Origin of the sequence: Bacillus sp. P14.5 (assembly GCF_003316765.1) — a bacterium.
In the GTDB taxonomy this organism is placed as follows: Bacteria; Bacillota; Bacilli; order Bacillales; family Bacillaceae_B; genus Rossellomorea.
In genome coordinates, this window is record NZ_NIJF01000115.1 from 28,221 (window position 1) to 45,936 (window position 17,716).

The 17,716-nt window shown below is 45.5% G+C and carries 12 protein-coding genes and 2 pseudogenes; 6 read left to right on the forward strand and 8 right to left on the reverse strand.

Annotated features, from left to right (window positions below; translation table 11 throughout):
- Positions 1–140: 140 nt before the first annotated feature.
- Positions 141–2,258: a 4Fe-4S dicluster domain-containing protein gene (locus tag B9Z54_RS22430; protein ID WP_113930571.1), complete on the reverse strand. Its 2,118-nt coding sequence runs from the start codon at positions 2,256–2,258 to the stop codon at positions 141–143.
- 794 nt (positions 2,259–3,052) lie between these two features.
- On the opposite strand from B9Z54_RS22430, the gene cls reads away from it, so the two are divergent.
- The 3 genes from cls to B9Z54_RS22450 are packed head-to-tail and all read left to right on the forward strand — an operon-like array spanning position 3,053 to position 5,935.
- On the forward strand, positions 3,053–4,255 hold the full coding sequence (gene cls / locus B9Z54_RS22440) for a cardiolipin synthase (RefSeq protein WP_113930572.1): 1,203 nt from the start codon (positions 3,053–3,055) through the stop codon (positions 4,253–4,255).
- 48 nt (positions 4,256–4,303) lie between these two features.
- The gene (gene uvsE / locus B9Z54_RS22445) at positions 4,304–5,257 is read left to right on the forward strand and encodes a UV DNA damage repair endonuclease UvsE (RefSeq protein WP_113930573.1); all 954 of its coding nucleotides are present in this window, start codon (positions 4,304–4,306) and stop codon (positions 5,255–5,257) included.
- A 15-nt stretch (positions 5,258–5,272) separates the two neighbouring features.
- Entirely contained in the window at positions 5,273–5,935 is a 663-nt protein-coding gene (locus B9Z54_RS22450) for a Dph6-related ATP pyrophosphatase (RefSeq protein WP_113930574.1), read from the forward strand.
- A gap of 818 nt (positions 5,936–6,753) precedes the next feature.
- Here B9Z54_RS22450 and B9Z54_RS22455 read toward each other — a convergent pair.
- The 3 genes from B9Z54_RS22455 to B9Z54_RS22465 form a co-directional block, all read right to left on the reverse strand.
- Positions 6,754–6,933, reverse strand: a complete 180-nt coding sequence (locus B9Z54_RS22455; RefSeq protein ID WP_113930575.1) for a XapX domain-containing protein — start codon at positions 6,931–6,933, stop codon at positions 6,754–6,756.
- Positions 6,934–7,469: 536 nt separating this feature from the next.
- A complete protein-coding gene (argS, locus tag B9Z54_RS22460; protein WP_113930576.1) occupies positions 7,470–9,140 on the reverse strand; it encodes an arginine--tRNA ligase in 1,671 nt (556 codons plus the stop codon).
- Positions 9,137–9,598 carry a YwiB family protein gene (locus tag B9Z54_RS22465; RefSeq protein ID WP_113930577.1) on the reverse strand — a complete coding sequence of 154 codons (462 nt, stop codon included), beginning with the start codon at positions 9,596–9,598 and terminating at the stop codon, positions 9,137–9,139. Before B9Z54_RS22465 ends, argS begins: the two co-directional genes overlap by 4 nt.
- Positions 9,599–9,775: 177 nt before the next feature.
- On the opposite strand from B9Z54_RS22465, the gene B9Z54_RS25065 reads away from it, so the two are divergent.
- On the forward strand, positions 9,776–10,270 hold the full coding sequence (locus tag B9Z54_RS25065) for a hypothetical protein (RefSeq protein ID WP_162785331.1): 495 nt from the start codon (positions 9,776–9,778) through the stop codon (positions 10,268–10,270).
- 179 nt (positions 10,271–10,449) lie between these two features.
- Here the strand turns inward: B9Z54_RS25065 and speB are convergent, their stop codons facing one another.
- Positions 10,450–11,322 (reverse strand): agmatinase, encoded by an 873-nt coding sequence (speB, locus tag B9Z54_RS22475; RefSeq protein ID WP_113930579.1) that lies wholly within the window; start codon positions 11,320–11,322, stop codon positions 10,450–10,452.
- A gap of 450 nt (positions 11,323–11,772) precedes the next feature.
- Positions 11,773–12,603: a polyamine aminopropyltransferase gene (gene speE / locus B9Z54_RS22485; protein ID WP_113930580.1), complete on the reverse strand. Its 831-nt coding sequence runs from the start codon at positions 12,601–12,603 to the stop codon at positions 11,773–11,775.
- Between the two features lie 223 nt (positions 12,604–12,826).
- Between speE and B9Z54_RS22490 the strand changes: the two are divergent.
- Positions 12,827–14,894: pseudogene (locus B9Z54_RS22490) on the forward strand (transglycosylase domain-containing protein).
- A 405-nt stretch (positions 14,895–15,299) separates the two neighbouring features.
- Here the strand turns inward: B9Z54_RS22490 and B9Z54_RS22495 are convergent.
- Positions 15,300–15,809, reverse strand: a complete 510-nt coding sequence (locus B9Z54_RS22495) for a YwhD family protein (protein WP_113930582.1) — start codon at positions 15,807–15,809, stop codon at positions 15,300–15,302.
- A 19-nt stretch (positions 15,810–15,828) separates the two neighbouring features.
- Positions 15,829–16,490: pseudogene (locus B9Z54_RS22500) on the reverse strand (site-2 protease family protein).
- Positions 16,491–16,895: 405 nt separating this feature from the next.
- On the opposite strand from B9Z54_RS22500, the gene B9Z54_RS22505 reads away from it, so the two are divergent.
- Positions 16,896–17,084, forward strand: a complete 189-nt coding sequence (locus B9Z54_RS22505) for a 2-hydroxymuconate tautomerase (protein WP_113930583.1) — start codon at positions 16,896–16,898, stop codon at positions 17,082–17,084.
- The last annotated feature ends 632 nt before the right edge of the window (positions 17,085–17,716 follow it).

Below are 17,716 nucleotides of genomic sequence, written 5' to 3' on the forward strand. Positions count from 1 at the left end.
TGGCAGCCATAACATCGAATCGATACTATATTGGACCAGACCCTTTTATAATTCCTTTTGTAAGCCTTTACCATTCTATTCTAAATTAAAAATAGTATGAATGGAACAACTAACCTGAAAATTAACACTATTTATCTAAATCAGGAAGCGATTGTCGTATCTTTCGGATCGCCGCAAACCGCTTTTTCAAGAAGTTCCGCTACATCCAGTGTGGATACATTATCTTCTACTTCCTTGGCTTTCGTACCATCCGAAAGCATTGTCAGACAGTATGGACAACCTGAGCTGATGACGGAAGGATTGGTTTCAAGCGCCTGTTCAGTCCTTGCGACATTGACACGATGACCTTTGTCTTCTTCCATCCACATCAAGCCGCCGCCTGCACCGCAGCACATTCCGTTTTGTCTGTTGCGTTCCATTTCAACGAGGCTGACACCTGAAATCGCTTTAAGGATTTCACGCGGAGGGTCATAGACTTCGTTGTATCTGCCAAGGTAGCAGGAATCATGGAAAGTAATCGTCTCATTAACTTCATACTGAGGCTTCAAGCGCCCTTCTCTCACAAGCTCGGCCAGCACCTCGGTGTGATGATAGACTTCTGCTTCAAGGCCAAAGTCCGGATACTCATTTTTGAAAATATTATAAGCATGCGGATCGATGGTGATGATTTTCTTCACTTCGTTCTTTTCGAATTCCGCAATGTTGCTTGTGGCCAGTTCCTGGAATAAAAATTCATTACCCAGTCGGCGCGGTGTATCCCCGGAGTTTTTCTCTTTGTTTCCAAGGATAGCGAATTTTACATCCGCTTCGTTTAAAAGCTTTGCAAATGACAAGGCGATTTTCTGGCTTCGGTTATCGAAAGAGCCCATTGAGCCCACCCAGAACAAGTATTCAAATTCTTCTCCGGCTTTTTTCATTTCTTTCACTGTCGGGATGTGAACGTCTTCACGTCCCTCACGCCAGTTTTCACGCTCTTTACGGTTAAGTCCCCAAGGATTTCCCTGACGTTCAATGTTCTGCATCGCACGCTGGGCGTCCGCATCCATCTTTCCTTCAGTCAGTACAAGATAACGGCGGAGGTCAATGATTTTATCAACATGTTCATTCATTACAGGACATTGGTCTTCACAGTTACGGCATGTTGTACAAGCCCAGATTTCTTCCTCTGTGATGACATCGCCGATCAGGCTCGGGCTGTAAGCCGATGCTGCAGCAGATTCCTGAGCACCCTGTCCGGCAGCAGCCATTGCCAGCTGGTTGCCCTTTGTATTATTAAACGCCATGGTCGGCACCCAAGGTTTTTTCGACGTAACAGCCGCGCCATGATTCGTTAAATGGTCGCGAAGCTTTACAATCAAATCCATAGGAGAGAGCATTTTGCCTGTGCCGGTGGCCGGACACATATTCGTACAGCGGCCGCACTCCACACACGCATAGAAATCGATCATCTGCAGCTGATTGAATTCTTCAATTTTTCCTACTCCGAAGCTTTCAGCTGATTCATCTTCAAAATCGATCGGAAGCAATCTCCCCGGATTGTCCAAACGATGAAAATAAGTATTAGCGGGACCTGCAATTAAATGGGCATGTTTTGACTGCGGTACGTATACCAGGAATGCGAGCAGGAACAGCAAGTGAATCCACCAGGCGACATAGAAAATGACGATGGAAGCTGTTTCACCGATCCAGCCAAGTCCGCCGGCAATCAGTGATGCTATTGGCTCAGACCACCCTAATTCATGCTCATGCCAGATGAGGCCCATTCCATTTCCGAGAAGTACAGAAAGCATCAACCCGCCGATGAACAGCAGGACAAGCCCTGATTTAAACCCTCTCTTCAATCTGACAAGCTTTTCAACGTAACGGCGGTGAAAAGCCCACACAACTGCTACAAGGATCATCAATGTAACAATCTCCTGGAAGAACGTGAATCCAGGATAAAGCGGCCCTAACGGCAGATGAGACCCCGGCGCAAGACCTTTCCAGATAAAATCGATGGCCCCAAATTGTACTAATATAAAGCCATAAAAAAACATGACGTGGATAATACCGCTCTTTTTATCCTTTAAGAGCTTCTTCTGTCCAAACACGTTAACGGCAATTTTCTTCATTCTTTCTTTCACATTATTATCAAACTCGGTCTTTTTCCCCAGCTTGATAAACTCGATCCGTGTCTTGACAACATATACAAACAAACCGACAGCGTAAGCGGTTACAAGAATGAATGCAATCCAGTTAATCCACAACAAAACATCCATCTTTCAGACTCCCCCTCTTCTTCGTGATTTCTTATCCCTTTGTTGTAAAGTTTAAAAAGGAAATAATATTCAGAATGTTCCTTACTTCCATTATATACTGAATGAGCATTCAGTCAATGATTTTACTGCTATTTTTTTGTCGTTAATTTTAATAGCCAGGGTGGAGAGACTACTCTCCTTAACTTATTTAAAAGATGATTTCCACTACAGGTGCTCCGATTTCGCGGGGCAGCCGGTAACTCGGCTTTGCCTGCGGGGTCTCACCCGTCATCAAAAGTGGAAGCGCCTCGGTCAGCCCCGACAGGCAAATGTTTTTAAGAGAAAAAAGGCGGTCTTTCCTTTTATTCTCTTGAGGTTATTTGACCCCGGGTGGCTTGGCGCTGCAACTACACGCCCGCTAGTCCCGCTGGTGATCGCATACCTTCCGCTCCTATCCACTAAAAGATTAAATGTATAAATAATAAGTATAAAACAAACAAAGGAAATTTCTCAGGGTAAACTCACCGCCTTTTAAGTTTATTCTGAGTGTCCCTTTCCCTTTATGTAATCTTGAAGTCCCTGCTGTTCCTGTAATTATTTCCTTAAATCATCCATAGCCTTCTTCATTCAATTTTTCAATTGTGGCGGAGCCTGCTTTTACATCGTTCAAGGCTTTCTTCAACAAATTAGAATTTTTTTACTAAATTCGAGTTGCTTTCCCGCCACATACGTTTGATTGGGACTTTTAGAGGGGAAACGATGAATAAAGGATTATTGGACATACTAATCCTTATCAGTAATGAAAGAGTGATAATATGTGGATTTTGACCATTTTTATTATATTGGCTGCCATCATTCTTTGGTGCATCCTCGATTTCCATTTCGGCCGGAAAGCTTTTGTCCGGACAGCCTACAGACGCGACTACCAAAAGCGGCACAGTGATATGGAGCTGATTTCTACCGGCCCTGCTTTTTTTGAGAGGCTGTTTGCTGATATTAAAGAGGCGAATACGTCGATTCACTGTCTCTTCTATATTGTGGAAAATGACCATTTGGGAAGGCAGTTCCTTGACCTGCTTCAGCAGAAGGCCAGAGAAGGTGTGGAAGTACGTCTTTTGATGGACCGCCTGGGCAGTTTTAAAATCAAGAAGAAAATGGTGAAGGAGTTAGAGGATAATGGCATAGCCGTCTACTTTGCCGAAAAACCAAAGCTTCCTTACCTGTTCTTCAGCACCCAGCAGCGGAACCACCGGAAGATCACCGTTTTGGATGGGGAAATCGGATACCTTGGAGGTTATAACGTCGGCAAAGCCTATATCGACGAAGATCCCAAGCTTTCGCCTTGGAGAGACTACCATATGCGGATCGTCGGAGAAGGTACTTCTGATCTGCAAAGAGAATTTGGCGTGGATTGGAAAAGGGCAACCGGCGAGGACATCATCAACAAGCCCGATTACTTTCCCGCAGATTTAAAAAAAGGCGCTATGGAACACCGCTTCTTTCCTTCTGAAGGATTCAAAATCGAGAGCCAGTTTGTTCAGTTTATAACCAATGCCAAAAAATCCATCTTCATCGGCACTCCCTATTTCATTCCTTCCGAAGAAGTGCTGGATGCTTTGGTCAAAGCATTGAATCGGGGAATAAAAGTGACCATCGTCAGCCCGGAAAAGCCTGACCATCCCCTTGTTAAGGAGGCTTCTTTTAAATATTTCCGGAAACTCATCCCTCTAGGTGCAGAAATCTATCACTATCAAACCGGATTTTATCATTCCAAGTTGATTATACTCGATGACGAATTCTGTGACCTTGGAACCGCAAACTTTGACCTAAGGAGTTTCTATGTGAACTTGGAGCTGAATAACTTCACTTATACTCAATCCTTCGTGGACGAGGTGCGTAAAGAAGTCCAGAAGGATATCGAAGGCTCCAAGAAACTGTCGCTGGAGCAGCTGAACTCTGTCAGCATATTCACCAGATTTAAAGAAGGAATTGCCTCGATGGTTTCGATATTATTATAATGACCCTCTTTTCACCGAGGGAGAATTTTTTTATCCGGGAGTGAAACGATGCAATTACGACTTGGATTTGTCGCCAATGCCCTGTCTTTATGGGATGCAAGCCCCTCCAAGACGATGACATTCAAGAGATACGGCGAGCTTTCAGAAGAAGAACGGGATCGGAAGCTGCTTGAGGTGACATCAGCCAACTTGGAACACACAAAAAGGATTCTTTATTACCTGGCTTCACACGAAATCCCCCTCTACCGGATGTCGAGCTCCATGGTCCCGCTGGCCACGCATCCGGAAGTAAAATGGGATTTCGTTTCTCCTTTTAAAAAAGAATGGGAGGAACTTGGCCGCTTAATCAAGAAGTTCAATATAAGGACAAGCTACCATCCCAACCAGTTTACCCTGTTTACAAGCCCGAAAGATACCGTCACGGATAATGCAGTCGAGGATATGGTCTTTCATTATAAAATGCTTGAAGCCATGAAGGTCGAGGAGCAGTCGCTGATCAATATCCATATCGGCGGAACATACGGCAACAAGGAAGAAGCCCTGGCCCGGTTTCATAAAAACCTGCAGAAGCTGCCTTCTCATGTAAAAGAAATCATGACTCTGGAAAACGATGATAAAACTTATACGGTGGAAGAAACCCTCGAAGTCTGTGAAAAAGAAAGAATTCCTATGATCCTCGATGTCCATCATCATCAAGCTAATCAGAGCACTGAACCGCTGCAAACTTATTTACCAAGAATCCTGGCTACATGGAAGCACCGGGACCTGCGCCCGAAAATCCATGTATCATCCCCTAAATCGGAAAAAGCTTTCCGGTCCCATGCGGATAATGTTGATATCGACTTCGTCCTCCCTTACCTGAAAATGCTGAAAGAGCTTGATGAAGACATCGATATTATGATTGAAGCAAAGAATAAGGACATCGCCATGCTGAAGTTAACCGAAGATATCGCGAAAATCCGCGGAGTGAAACGGGTAGGCGGCGGCACTTTGAATTGGTAACAGAAAGGACAGGTTATGAAAAAGAATATTTGCTTATCGTGGAGCGGCGGACGTGACAGCATGGTCATGCTCGACCGTCTCCACTCTTCTAAAGAATGGAACCCTGCCCGGCTGTTGACCACACTGGCAGAAGAAGAACAGCGGGTCATGATGCATGATATCCCGCTCTCCCTATTGAAGAAACAGGCAAAAGCGTTGAACCTGCCTCTCTTGCCCATACTGATGAAACAGGGAGCTGACAATGCAGAATACGAAGCAGGCATGAGCTCCGCATTGGGGTCGCTTAGTGAACAAGAGATCACAGCAGTGGCTTTCGGCGATATTTTCCTGGAAGATATCAAGGCTTACCGGGAAAGACAAATGAGCCAAACACCGCTGGAACCTGTTTTCCCTCTATGGGGAGATTCCACCTTAGATTTAAGCAGGGAGTTTATCGATAAAGGCTACAATGCCGTTTTAGTCTGTGTCGACGGTTCCAAGCTTGATCCCTCCTTCCTCGGCCGGGAATACAATGAAAACCTGCTGCGCGACCTGCCGCAGGGTATCGACCCATGCGGAGAAAACGGAGAGTTCCACACCTTCGTCTACGACGGACCGCTGTTTAAAGAGCCAGTGAATTTCACCAATAAAGAAACCGTTCAAAAGTTTGAGAGTTTTCATTATTTGCATGTTGAATAAAAAGCGGAAGCGGCCGTTCAGCGCCGTACAGATTTATGGGCTCTTGCATGAGATAAAGGAAACACGACGAACAAAGTGAGTCGATGTTGTTGACTTATCGCAAGGAGAGAGACCAAAATCTGCTAGGCGCTGGCCGCTAGAGCTGGATTGAATAAAAAGCGGAAGCGCCTTGATCAGCCCCGACAGGCAAATGTTCCAAAGAGAAAAAAAGGCGGGCTTTCTTTTTATTCTCTTTGGGTTATTTGATCCCGAGGGGCTAGGCGCTGGAGCTGGATTGGATAAAAAGCGGTAAGGCCCCGTTCAGCGGCGTACGGACTGTACCGGCCCCGCATTGAGATATAGGAAGCACGAAGAGCGACAGCGATTCGATGCTGACTTATCGTAAATGTGATTCCCTTCTCTGCCCACTGTTTTTATATTGAACCCGCGAAAAAGCATGCCGATCAATTATTGGGGAGAAATAAGGGGAGAAATTCCGCTTATTTAAGAAAATGGCATTAAAAAAGTTAAAATAAGCGGATAAATTTCCCTTATTTAGTTTTAAAATGAGAAAATTGGCCATTATTCTGGGCTTAAGCGGAAAAATTCCGCTTATTTACCCCAAATTCAAATCTATTCCACAGCATAACCGGAGAATTTCCGCTTATTTCTTTCCTATTATAGGTATAATCAAAAACCCCGGCGGACTCAGGGTCTGCCGGGGATTTCTGTGTATTTCATAAGCTTCTCTAAAACCGAATATCCAAAAACCATTATCCCTGATTTAACCTGGCTTTGCTTTTGTAATTTCGGCCTTAAGCTGCCTGTACCTGCACCCGCTATTTCATTACCGACTCAATCATCGGCTGTGCCCAGGCATATACTTTGAAGCCGAGGTAGATGCCGATGATTCCCGCCACACCGGCAAAAGCCGGAGGTGCCGGAATCGGCAGTTTTAAAAGAGCAAATAAAAAGCCTACAATAAAGCCTGTTAGTACAGCTAGTAATACTGTTTTCATCATGAAACCTCCATCATTGTCTATGTTCCTAGGTTACCCAGTGCAGAGCAAACTATTTTTCATATAACGGACTCCTATCATGGTGTGATTTCATGGTGGCAGCGTAAGCGCCCCTTTTAGCCCCGGCAGGAAAATGTTTCCTTTGGTTATTTGACCACGACCACGAGGGATTGAGCGCTGGAGCCAGATTCAGAAATGCTGCCTAATTTTCACTCTGAATATATACGCTCTTATCTTTTTAAGAGATTCTTTTCTAAAAACTTGCTGCTTTAGAATGCGATTTTACCTTCATCCCCCTTTACTTAGGAGGATTGGAGCGGAAGGTGTACGATCTCCTGCGGGACTAGCGGGACAGATGAGACCCCGCAGGCGAAGCCGAGGAGGCTCAACGCCCGCCCCGCGGAGTCGTGCGCCTGAAGCGGAAATCCATTTATTTTATAACAGCCAGCCATAATCTTGGCGAAAATAGCGTTTTAAAAAGACGGCGAAGCACAATCCTTCAGCCGTCTATCTAAATGAGTTGGTGTGCTTTTTAGTTACATCTTCTCCGGAGCAGATACCCCAATCAATTTCAATGCGTTTTTCATTGTGATGCGCACTGCTTTGATCAAGGACAAACGTGCTTTGGTCAATTCCGGGTTCTCCATGTCCAAAACTTTCTCCGCATTGTAGAAGCTGTGGAACGTCGATGCCAGTTCATTGATATAGTTCGCGATGCGGTGCGGTGTCCGTTTTTCAGCAGCATCCGCTACGATTCCAGGGAAATCTCCCAGTTTTTTCAGCAGCTCGATTGTTTTTTCAGCTTTTAGAAGGGAGTAATCCGCACCCTCTTCAAAGCTGATTCCCTGTTCTTCCGCCTGGCGCAGGATACTGCAAATGCGGGCATGGGCATATTGCGCGTAGTACACAGGATTTTCATTCGACTGGGACACTGCCAGGTCCAGGTCGAAATCCATATGCGTGTCGGCACTTCTCATCGCAAAGAAGTAACGCACTGCATCAAGGCCTACCTCTTCCACCAGGTCACGCATCGTCACAGCTTTTCCCGTCCGTTTGCTCATCTTCATTTTTTCACCGTTCTTAAACAAGTGGACCAGCTGAATCACTTCAACCTCCAATTGATCGCGGTTATAGCCAAGCGCCTCAATAGCCGCCTTCATACGCGGAATGTATCCGTGATGATCAGCTCCCCAGATATTGATCAAAATATCATGGCCGCGCTCAAACTTGTCGCGGTGATAGGAAATATCCGGTGTCAAATAAGTGTAAGTGCCATCGTTTTTGATCAGCACACGATCCTTGTCGTCACCCAATTCAGTCGAACGGAACCACGTTGCACCGCCTTCTTCAAAGACATGATTATTGTCTTTAAGAGCTTTTAAAGCATCGTCAATTTTTCCATTCTCATAAAGAGATGTTTCAGAATACCAGACATCAAACGGCACACGGAAATCTTCCAGATCTTTTTTCAGTTTTTCCATCTCATATTTTAATCCGTACTCACGGAAGAATTTATAGCGCTCTTCTTCAGGAGATTCGATATATTTATCACCGAATTCCTCCGCCAGCTTTTTACCGATGCCGATAATATCAGCACCCTGGTAGCCGTCTTCAGGAACAGCCTTATCATGGCCAAGAGCCTGGAAATATCGCGCTTCAACGGATAAAGCCAGGTTGTGGATCTGATTCCCTGCATCATTGATATAGTACTCGCGGGTTACCTTATAACCTGCTTTATCCAGCACATTGCAAAGGGAGTCACCGACAGAGGCACCGCGTGCATGTCCAAGGTGCAAGTCGCCAGTCGGGTTGGCTGAAACAAACTCGACATTGATTCTTTCCCCTTTTCCTGCCTCTGAACGTCCGTACTCATCGCCTGCTTGTAAAACATTGGCTACAAGTTCTGTCAGATACTCATTCTTCATGAAAAAGTTGATGAATCCAGGGCCGGCAATATCGATTTTTTCGATGGATGCTTCTCCCTGATCAATATTCGCCGCAATCTCATCCGCAATCATCCTCGGCGCTTTTTTCGCGATACGAGCCAGCTGCATCGCCATATTCGTGGAATAGTCCCCATGCGACTTTTCCTTCGGGGTTTCCAAAATAACGTCAGGCAGTTGGTCTTCCGTTGCCAATCCTGCTTTCAGGACCGCCGCTTTAATCTCTGATTTTAATTTGTCTTGAACTTTTTCTGCGATATTCATTGCTCTCTTCCTTCCTCCTTGTACGAAATGTTCATCTCATACCTTCCAACCGGGCTTCCCTGCATAAATAACTGATAGGATAAGACTATTTCACCGTCATTTCTAGTTCTATCCACAGTGTGTGTCAATTTAGATGTTTTTGTAGTAATCATCAAAGTGCCAAGCTGGCTTTCATAAGAGCCTACCAGTTCTTCGTCCTCTTTAAAAACCATCCTCATCTTCACCACTCCGCTGCGCAGTATCAAAGCTTCTTCGTCCTGCTTCATCTTGACGATTGTATGTATCGTTCCTTCTTCTTGAACTTCATCATATTTCAGGAAAATCGAATCCCCTTTTTCATAGTAACTGCCATCCGAGAACAATTCAAAAGAGTCTTTTTCCTCACCATGCTGTATGCGGGTTTTCAAGTGAATTTTGACCTCAGTCTGTTCATTTCCTCCACCTTTCAAACCTCTCACATCCTTTGTAAAATTTGATTCGCCTTAAACCGTACGTCCTTAACCCATTAAGTATATGAACAATCAGATAAAATTGCAATGAAACGGGCAGAATTCGGTTATTTCTGATACTTTCCCGGAGGTGGGGCTGCACTAATGAAACCGATTCAGGTTTCTTTCTAAGTGGTTAGCGAGTTTTTGACCTGGGTTGGAGTTCTGTCAGCCAGGTCGGGCATTCTATCAACTGATTTTGCTTTTCTATCAACCGATTCGGGCATTCTATCGGCTCGTTTCGCTCTTCTATCAACCGGGTTCGCTCTTCTATCAACCGGGTTCGCTCTTCTATCAACCGGTTCAGGCATTCTATCAGCCACTTGGACGCTCTATCAACGAAATGGGAGGTTCTATCGACGAAAATTGTCCTTCTATCAACGAGTTCTGCTGTCCTATCGACGAAATGTGCACTTCTATCAACGAAAAGCAGCATTCTATCGACGAATCGGCTTCTTACTCAGTGCAGCGCCGCTACACGCCAAGCGTCTTTCAACGGGGCCGGAGCTCCTGCCAGCACAATCGACACTTTTTGACAAAAAACGGGTGGTGACTGTCACCAAAACAAAAAACCGCCCCATCGATTCCGTGACTCTCAAGGGGCAGTTGTATTTTAAAAGCAGGCTATTTTCTCATATATAGTTGCTTACGGAAAAATCCCAAGAGCCGGATTTTTCCCCGGGTACTAAGGTTTTCACTCTAATCGGAGGGATCAGCTCTTTTCTTTTCATGTTAACTAAGTTATCCCGGAGAATTAAGGTTGTTTTTCTCGGGAATTAGTAATCAATAGCCACAAAGTTTACAAAAAGAGCCTAAAAGTATTATTTCACCCAGCCCAGCATCATTTCGCGGATGAGTTTGCTGGCTGTGTTGGCTGTTTGTTCGGATGTGTCATAGATCGGTGCCACTTCAACGAGGTCGGCTCCGACTACGTTCACTTTAGATCGGGCTATTTCATGGATGGAGGCAAGAAGTTCACGTGATGTGATTCCGCCTGCATCGACAGTGCCTGTTCCAGGTGCATGCGCCGGGTCAAGGACATCGATGTCGATTGTTACATATACCGGACGCCCTGCTAGCGTTGGCAAAATTTCTTTCAACGGCTCCAGCACTTCAAACTTGGAAATGTGCATGCCGTTTTCCTTTGCCCATTGAAACTCTTCTTTCATGCCGGATCGAATTCCGAAAGAGTATACATTTTGGGGTCCGATATGCTCGGCGATTTTCCTGATTGGTGTGGAGTGTGATAAAGGCTCGCCTTCATAGTTTTCACGAAGGTCTGTATGGGCATCAAAATGGATGATGGCCAAATCTTTGTGTTTTTTATAAACAGCTTTCATGACTGGCCATGAAACCAGATGTTCTCCGCCCATGCCAAAAGGAATTTTTTCATCCTTCATCAAGCCATCGATATAATCCTCGATGATATCGATGCTTTTCTGCGGATTACCGAACGGAAGCGGGATATCTCCGGCATCATAATACTTGATCTCTTCCAATTCCCGGTCCAGATACGGGCTGTATTCTTCAAGGCCGATCGAAACCTCGCGGATGCGGGCAGGGCCGAAACGAGAACCCGGACGGTAGCTGACCGTCCAATCCATCGGCATGCCGTACAGCACAATTTGGCTGTCTTCATAGGAAGGATGGCTGCCGATAAACACATTACCAGAATAAGCTTCATCAAAGCGCATGTTTCAACACTCCTTAAAAAATTCGTTAGGTTACTATTTATACTTACTAAACGGGTTAAGGGGCTTGGGCTGAGTAAATAGAGTTACTGTTAGCCGAGCTCTATTCCAATACCTAAAATTAGGCTTTGGAAAGAATGCACTCTTAATTGTTTTTGTTTAAAGTACTATTTTAGTTTATAAACGTTGATTGGAGCGGAAGGTGTACGATCTCCTGCGGGACTAGCGGGACAGGTGAGACCCCTAATCTAGGTGCAGCGCCCAGCCCCTCGGGGTCAAATAACCCAAAGCGAATAAAAGGAAAACCCGCCTTTTTTCGCTTTGGAACATTTGCCTGTCGGGCCTGATCAGGGCGCTTCCACTTTTTGTACAGGCGAAGCCGAGGAGGCTCACCCCCGCCCCGCGGAGTCGTACACCTGGACCGGAAATCAAACAACATTTTTAAATTTTAGTTTACTCCGTCAAGTCCTTAACAAACTTAGGCAGTGCAAAGCTGGCTTTGTGAAGCTCTTTTGTATAATATTTCGTTTCGATTTCATGGAAACGGTCATCGCTTACTTCCAGCGGATCATGTTTCTTGGAGCCGACTGTGAACGCCCACAGGCCGCTTGGATAAGTCGGGATGTTTGCCGTGTACAGGCGCGTGATTGGGAAGATCTCTTTTACATCACTTTGCACCTGGCGGATCAAATCTGCTTTGAACCAAGGGTTGTCACATTGAGCGACGAAGATTCCATCTTCTTTCAGCGCTTTCGAGATTCCTGCGTAGAATCCTTTTGTGAAAAGGTTCACTGCCGGACCTACAGGCTCAGTGGAATCAACCATGATGACATCGTACTCATTTTCACTTTTCGCGATATGCATAAAGCCGTCGCCTACCTGTACTTCCACTCTTTCGTTTTCAAGCTCGCCCGCAATTTCAGGAAGGTACTTTTTGGAGTACTCGATCACCTTGCCGTCGATTTCCGCAAGGACTGCTTTTTTAACAGAAGGATGCTTCAGCACTTCACGGATGACGCCTCCGTCTCCGCCGCCGACAACCAGCACAGTTTCAGGGTTAGGGTGCGTGAATAACGGCACATGTGCGACCATTTCATGGTAAACGAACTCATCTTTCTGAGAGGTCATGACCATTTCATCTAGAAGCAGCATGTTCCCCCACTCTTCGGTTTCCACCATATCAAGCTTTTGAAATTCCGTTTGCTCTGTATGTAAAGTTTTGTTGATTTTCATTGTAATACCGAAATTTTCCGTTTGTTTCTCTGTGAACCAGAATCCACCCATTTTACTTCATTCCTTTTCTAATTAATTCTCGCGGCCGGGGACAAGCATCAACATAAATATCCTTCCCCAACTGCATAAATACAAACATGAGAAAAAGTATAGTCTAATTTGGCGAAAATACAAGAATAATTATTAATTTTCTTCCTATATGTTTAAAAAAACCCTCTGCTTTCCATAATGGATACTAATAAAAAACAAGATTCATAGGAAATGAGGGATCCACTTGGAAATCATCACAAGTTCCCGTTTACAAAAACGAAAAATACTTGCGCGCCGCAATCATTCTTGGCCTGCTCTCCACCCTGTTGATCCTGGCTGGGCTGGCAGGCTTATTGACATACGCGAAAATTCAGGGCCCGCCCCCGCTTTCCGTTCCCCAGTCCACGCTGTTCTACGGAGCGGATGGATCGATCATTGGCGAAAGCAACAGCGGCGAAAAGAGATACTGGGTGCCGCTGGAAGATATCTCTCAAGACTTGGTCGATGCCACACTGGCTATTGAGGATAAAGGATTTTTTTCTCATCACGGATTTGATTTCAAGCGAATTACTGCCGCAGGACTTGCTGATTTAAAGGCAATGGCCAAAGTCCAGGGAGCTTCAACCATCTCACAGCAATATGCACGGAACCTTTTTCTCACTCATGATAAAACGTGGAAAAGAAAGATTTCAGAAGCACTATACACTTTGCGTCTGGAGATGAATTATTCCAAGGAGCAGATTCTTGAGGGATATCTAAATACCATTTACTACGGCCACGGAGCTTACGGTGTTGAGGCCGCCAGCCAGTTTTATTTTGGAAAAGCCGCCGACACATTGACCGTCGCGGAAGCCGCCTTGCTTGCGGGAATTCCGAAGGGACCGAGCCTTTACTCTCCCATTGACTCCTTACAAAAGGCAAAAGACCGTCAAAGCTTGATCCTGAATGCCATGAAGGAAGATAAGCTGATTTCCGATATGGCAGCTGCCGAGGCGAAGGCGGAGACGCTGAAAATTGTGGGAGAATATCCTCACGAATCAGTGGAAACTGCTCCTTATTTTCAGGATGTGGTAAAAAATATTCTCAGAAACCAACTGGGCATTGATGAGCGCACCGTCGAGCTCGGAGGCCTGAAAGTATATACCACCTTGAATCCGAAACACCAGAATGCAGCGGAAAAAGTAATCGAAAGGGAGATTGGACCGGAATCTGACATTCAGGTCGGGTTCACGGCGATCAACCCTAAAAACGGGCATGTCACCGCAATGGTCGGGGGCAGGAATTATGAAGAAAGTCCATTCAATCGCGCAGTCCAGGCAGTCAGGCAGCCGGGGTCGACCATCAAGCCGCTCCTTTATTATGCTGCCGTTGAGAAAGACTTCACCCCATCTACAACGATGAGAAGCGAACTGACCACGTTTAAATTCGATGAGGGACAAGGTGAATACACTCCACACAATTTTAACAACAAGTATGCAGGGGATGACATTACACTGGCTCAGGCAATCGCAATTTCGGATAATGTGTACGCGGTCAAAACACATCTATTCCTTGGAGAAGAAGCCCTCACCGATACAGCCAAAAAATTCGGACTGTCGACACCTGTAAAAAAAGTGCCTTCATCCGCTTTGGGAACTTCAGGCGCGAGGGTCGTTGATATGGTCAATGCTTATGGGATGTTCGCCAATGGCGGGTACAAAATCAGCCCCGTCTTCATTACAAAGGTGGAAGGATTCAGCGGGGAAACCATCTATGAAAACACATTGGAAAAAGAACAGATTCTCGATCCGGATGCCGCATACGTCATGACTCACATGCTCAGCGGCATCTTCGACCCCAAGCTGAACGATTATTCCACGGTTACAGGAATCACCATCCGAAAAGATGCGACAAGGCCCTATGCCGGGAAATCCGGCACAACCAATTCGGATAACTGGATGATTGGATTTGCGCCCCAGCTCACGGCCGGCGTATGGATCGGTTACGATAAAGGAAAAGAAATTTCGTTAGTGGAGGATAAATACTATGCCAAAAATATCTGGGTCCAATTCATGGAAGAGGCTTTAAAGGGCGAACCAGTCAAAGCCTTCAAGCCAACCCAGAATGTAAAAGGCTATCTCGTCAATCCGCATAATGGAAAACTCGCAACTAAAGGCTGTCCCGTCCAGCGTTTCACTTATTTCATAAAAGGAACCGAACCGACTGAATTCTGCGATGAACACCTTCATGAAGAAGCACCTGCAGAGCCTCCGGCAGAGGAACCGAAGGAGAAAAAGACACCTTGGTATAAAAAATGGACGGAGTGGTTCTAGGCTGAGGAAACTGCCCTGAAAGCTGCCGGAAGCACTCGTATATAAGGCCCCAAGGAGACTCTGCAGCTGAACGAGAATCATCTTTACGAAATCTCTTTGAATGATGCAACCCGCTAAGCAAGTGGAATTTTATTAAAAAGAAATACATGCGTCCCAACTCTACACGATGATTTCCTCGGAAGGCGGCTGTACACCGGGTCCTGAAATCAATAAGCATAACCTCATCTAAAAAAGCATAAGAAAAACCCCGGGTTTGTGCGAACCCGGGGTCTTTCATGTCCTAGTTTGATTTGTGCAAACTGTGATTTAAGTTTACTTTTTTTCTGGCCAATGAGCAAGATGCGATCGATTTTTTCTAATAAATGTCACATTCTGTTCAATATATTGTCATAATTTGTTATTTTATTAAATAGAAAGATCTTCTTTCAGCTTGGCTTCAGATCTCTCCCACATGCCTTCATCATGGGTGATGAGATAGTCTTTTAAGATGCCTTTTGAGCGGTCATCCATGACATCGACAATAATATGGCGCTTGATTGATTTGTCCATTCGGTTCACGTGTTCAGGCAGGGATTTATAGCCTCTGCGCTTCTCCGTATTGACGACCATTTCACATGCTGTAACACCGGCATAGTAAGGGCCTTCCGCTTTGCGATCGATAGTCACCCAGACAAGCCAGTAAGGTTTTCCGCCTTCAGAATCTTCGCGGTTATTCGTGAATTTGATTCTTTTTTCCACCGAACTGCGGGCATGCATCGCACCGATGTCGACAAAAGCTTCTCCTTCTTCCACATCAACGAATACAGGGGACACATTATCCAGGCTCAATGAACCGATTCCGAAGCCGCCATGCCCGTCTGTCGGATCACTCTTGATAATATTAAAGCCTACATTGTTCTTCTTTTTTTCATCCATCTATATCGCTCCTTCTGCTTTAAGAAAATAATGAAAATACCGCATAGTAAATCGTATTGAAAGTCTGTCCCACGGCACTCATCCCGCCGTTGATCACCGGCCAGATCGTATAACGGTCAAGCGGGGTTATGACCAATATTAAAAACAGCAAAACGCCGTATTGTTCATACTGCGACATCTGTGACCGCAGCCGCGGTGAAACAAGGTCCTCGATAATCCGGTATCCGTCCAAAGGAGGAAACGGCAATAGATTAAATATGAACAATAGAATGTTCAGATATACAATCATATTGAACAGGTCGATGAAAAACTGGGGAACGACCGTGCCAAAACCGAATGTGATAATAAAATAAAAAATGCCGTAAGCGATGAACGCAATCAGGAAGTTGCTCAGCGGCCCCGCCACTGAAACCAGAACTCCCGCAAGCTTCGGTTTTTAAAATTAAAGCGGTTCACAGGAACAGGCCTTGCCCAGCCGAAACCGGCAATCAAGATAAAAAGGGTCCCGATCGGATCTAAATGCTGAATCGGATTAAGGGTCAGCCTTCCTTGATCCTTCGCTGTATCATCCCCGAATTTGTGGGCTACATAGGCGTGAGCATATTCGTGAAACGTGAATGCCAGAATCAGGGCAATGATCACGAATGGAAGTTCTTTTAAATTAAAGGCTAAAAAGTCCAATGTCCGTTCTCCTTCATATACATAAGTGTTTTTTTTGCTCTTTTCAAAAAGGTTGTTGCTTTTGAATGTTTTATTCTCCCCATTATAACGTAGGAGGATTGGAGCGGAAGGCGTGCGACCTCCTGCGGGATTAGCGGGACAGGTGAGACCCCGCAGGCAAAGCCGAGGAGGCTCACCGCCCGCCCCGCGGAGTCGTGCGGCTGGAGCGGAAATCCATTACTTTTAAAACAGCCACCATCTATGCGAAAACAGCCTTTTTAAAATAGGTAATATCTCTATTCACATATTCTCTATCATCCAGACTTGCTCCTTCTGGAAAATACGATAAACTTTTAACTGGAAGATATTTTTCTCAATATCGTTCCATAATGATTGTAACAAAATTATAGAACAGGAGCGAAATCCATGCCTTATGTAACCGTTAAAATGATCGAAGGACGCAGTGAGGACCAAAAGAAAGCCCTGGTGGAAAAGGTAACTGCAGCTGTCAGCGAAACAACAGGTGCCCCTGAAGAGAAAGTCGTCGTATTCATAGAGGAAATGAGCAAGAACCATTATGCCGTGGGCGGAAAGCGTTTAAGTGACGAAGAATAGTTCCTTTTTGCCTGGCTCACCAGTCGCCGGTCCATTGTGACTGGCGGCTTTTTTTGAGCTTCCTTGGACCCCTCCCAAGCAAATTCCACTGGCCTTGGGTCTCTAAAAGCTCCCTTAAGACCTCTCCACTGCTAATTCCACTGCCCTTCGGTCTCTAAGAGCTCCCTTGAGACCTCTCCCAAGCAAATCTCACTGCCCTTGGGTCTCTAAAAGCTCCCTTGAGACCTCTTCCACGCAACTTCCATGCCCTTGGGTCTCTAAAAGCTCCCTTGAGACCTCCTCCCAAGCAAATTCCACTGCCCTTAGATCTCTAAAAGCTTCCATGAGACCTTTCCCACGCAAATCTCACTGCCCTTGGGTCTCTAAAGGCTTCCTTGAGACCTCCTTCCAAGAAAATTTAACTGCCTTTGGGTCTCTAGAAGCTTCCTTGAGACCTCTTCCAAGCAAGTTCCACTTCCCATGGGTCTCTAGAAGCTTCCTTGAGACCTTTGCCAAGCAAATTCCACTACCCTTGGGTCTCTAAAAGCTTCCATGAGACCTTTCCCACGCAAATCTCACTGCCCTTGGGGTCTCTAAAGGCTTCCTTGAGACCTCCTTCCAAGAAAATCTAACTGCCCTTGGGTCTCTAAAAG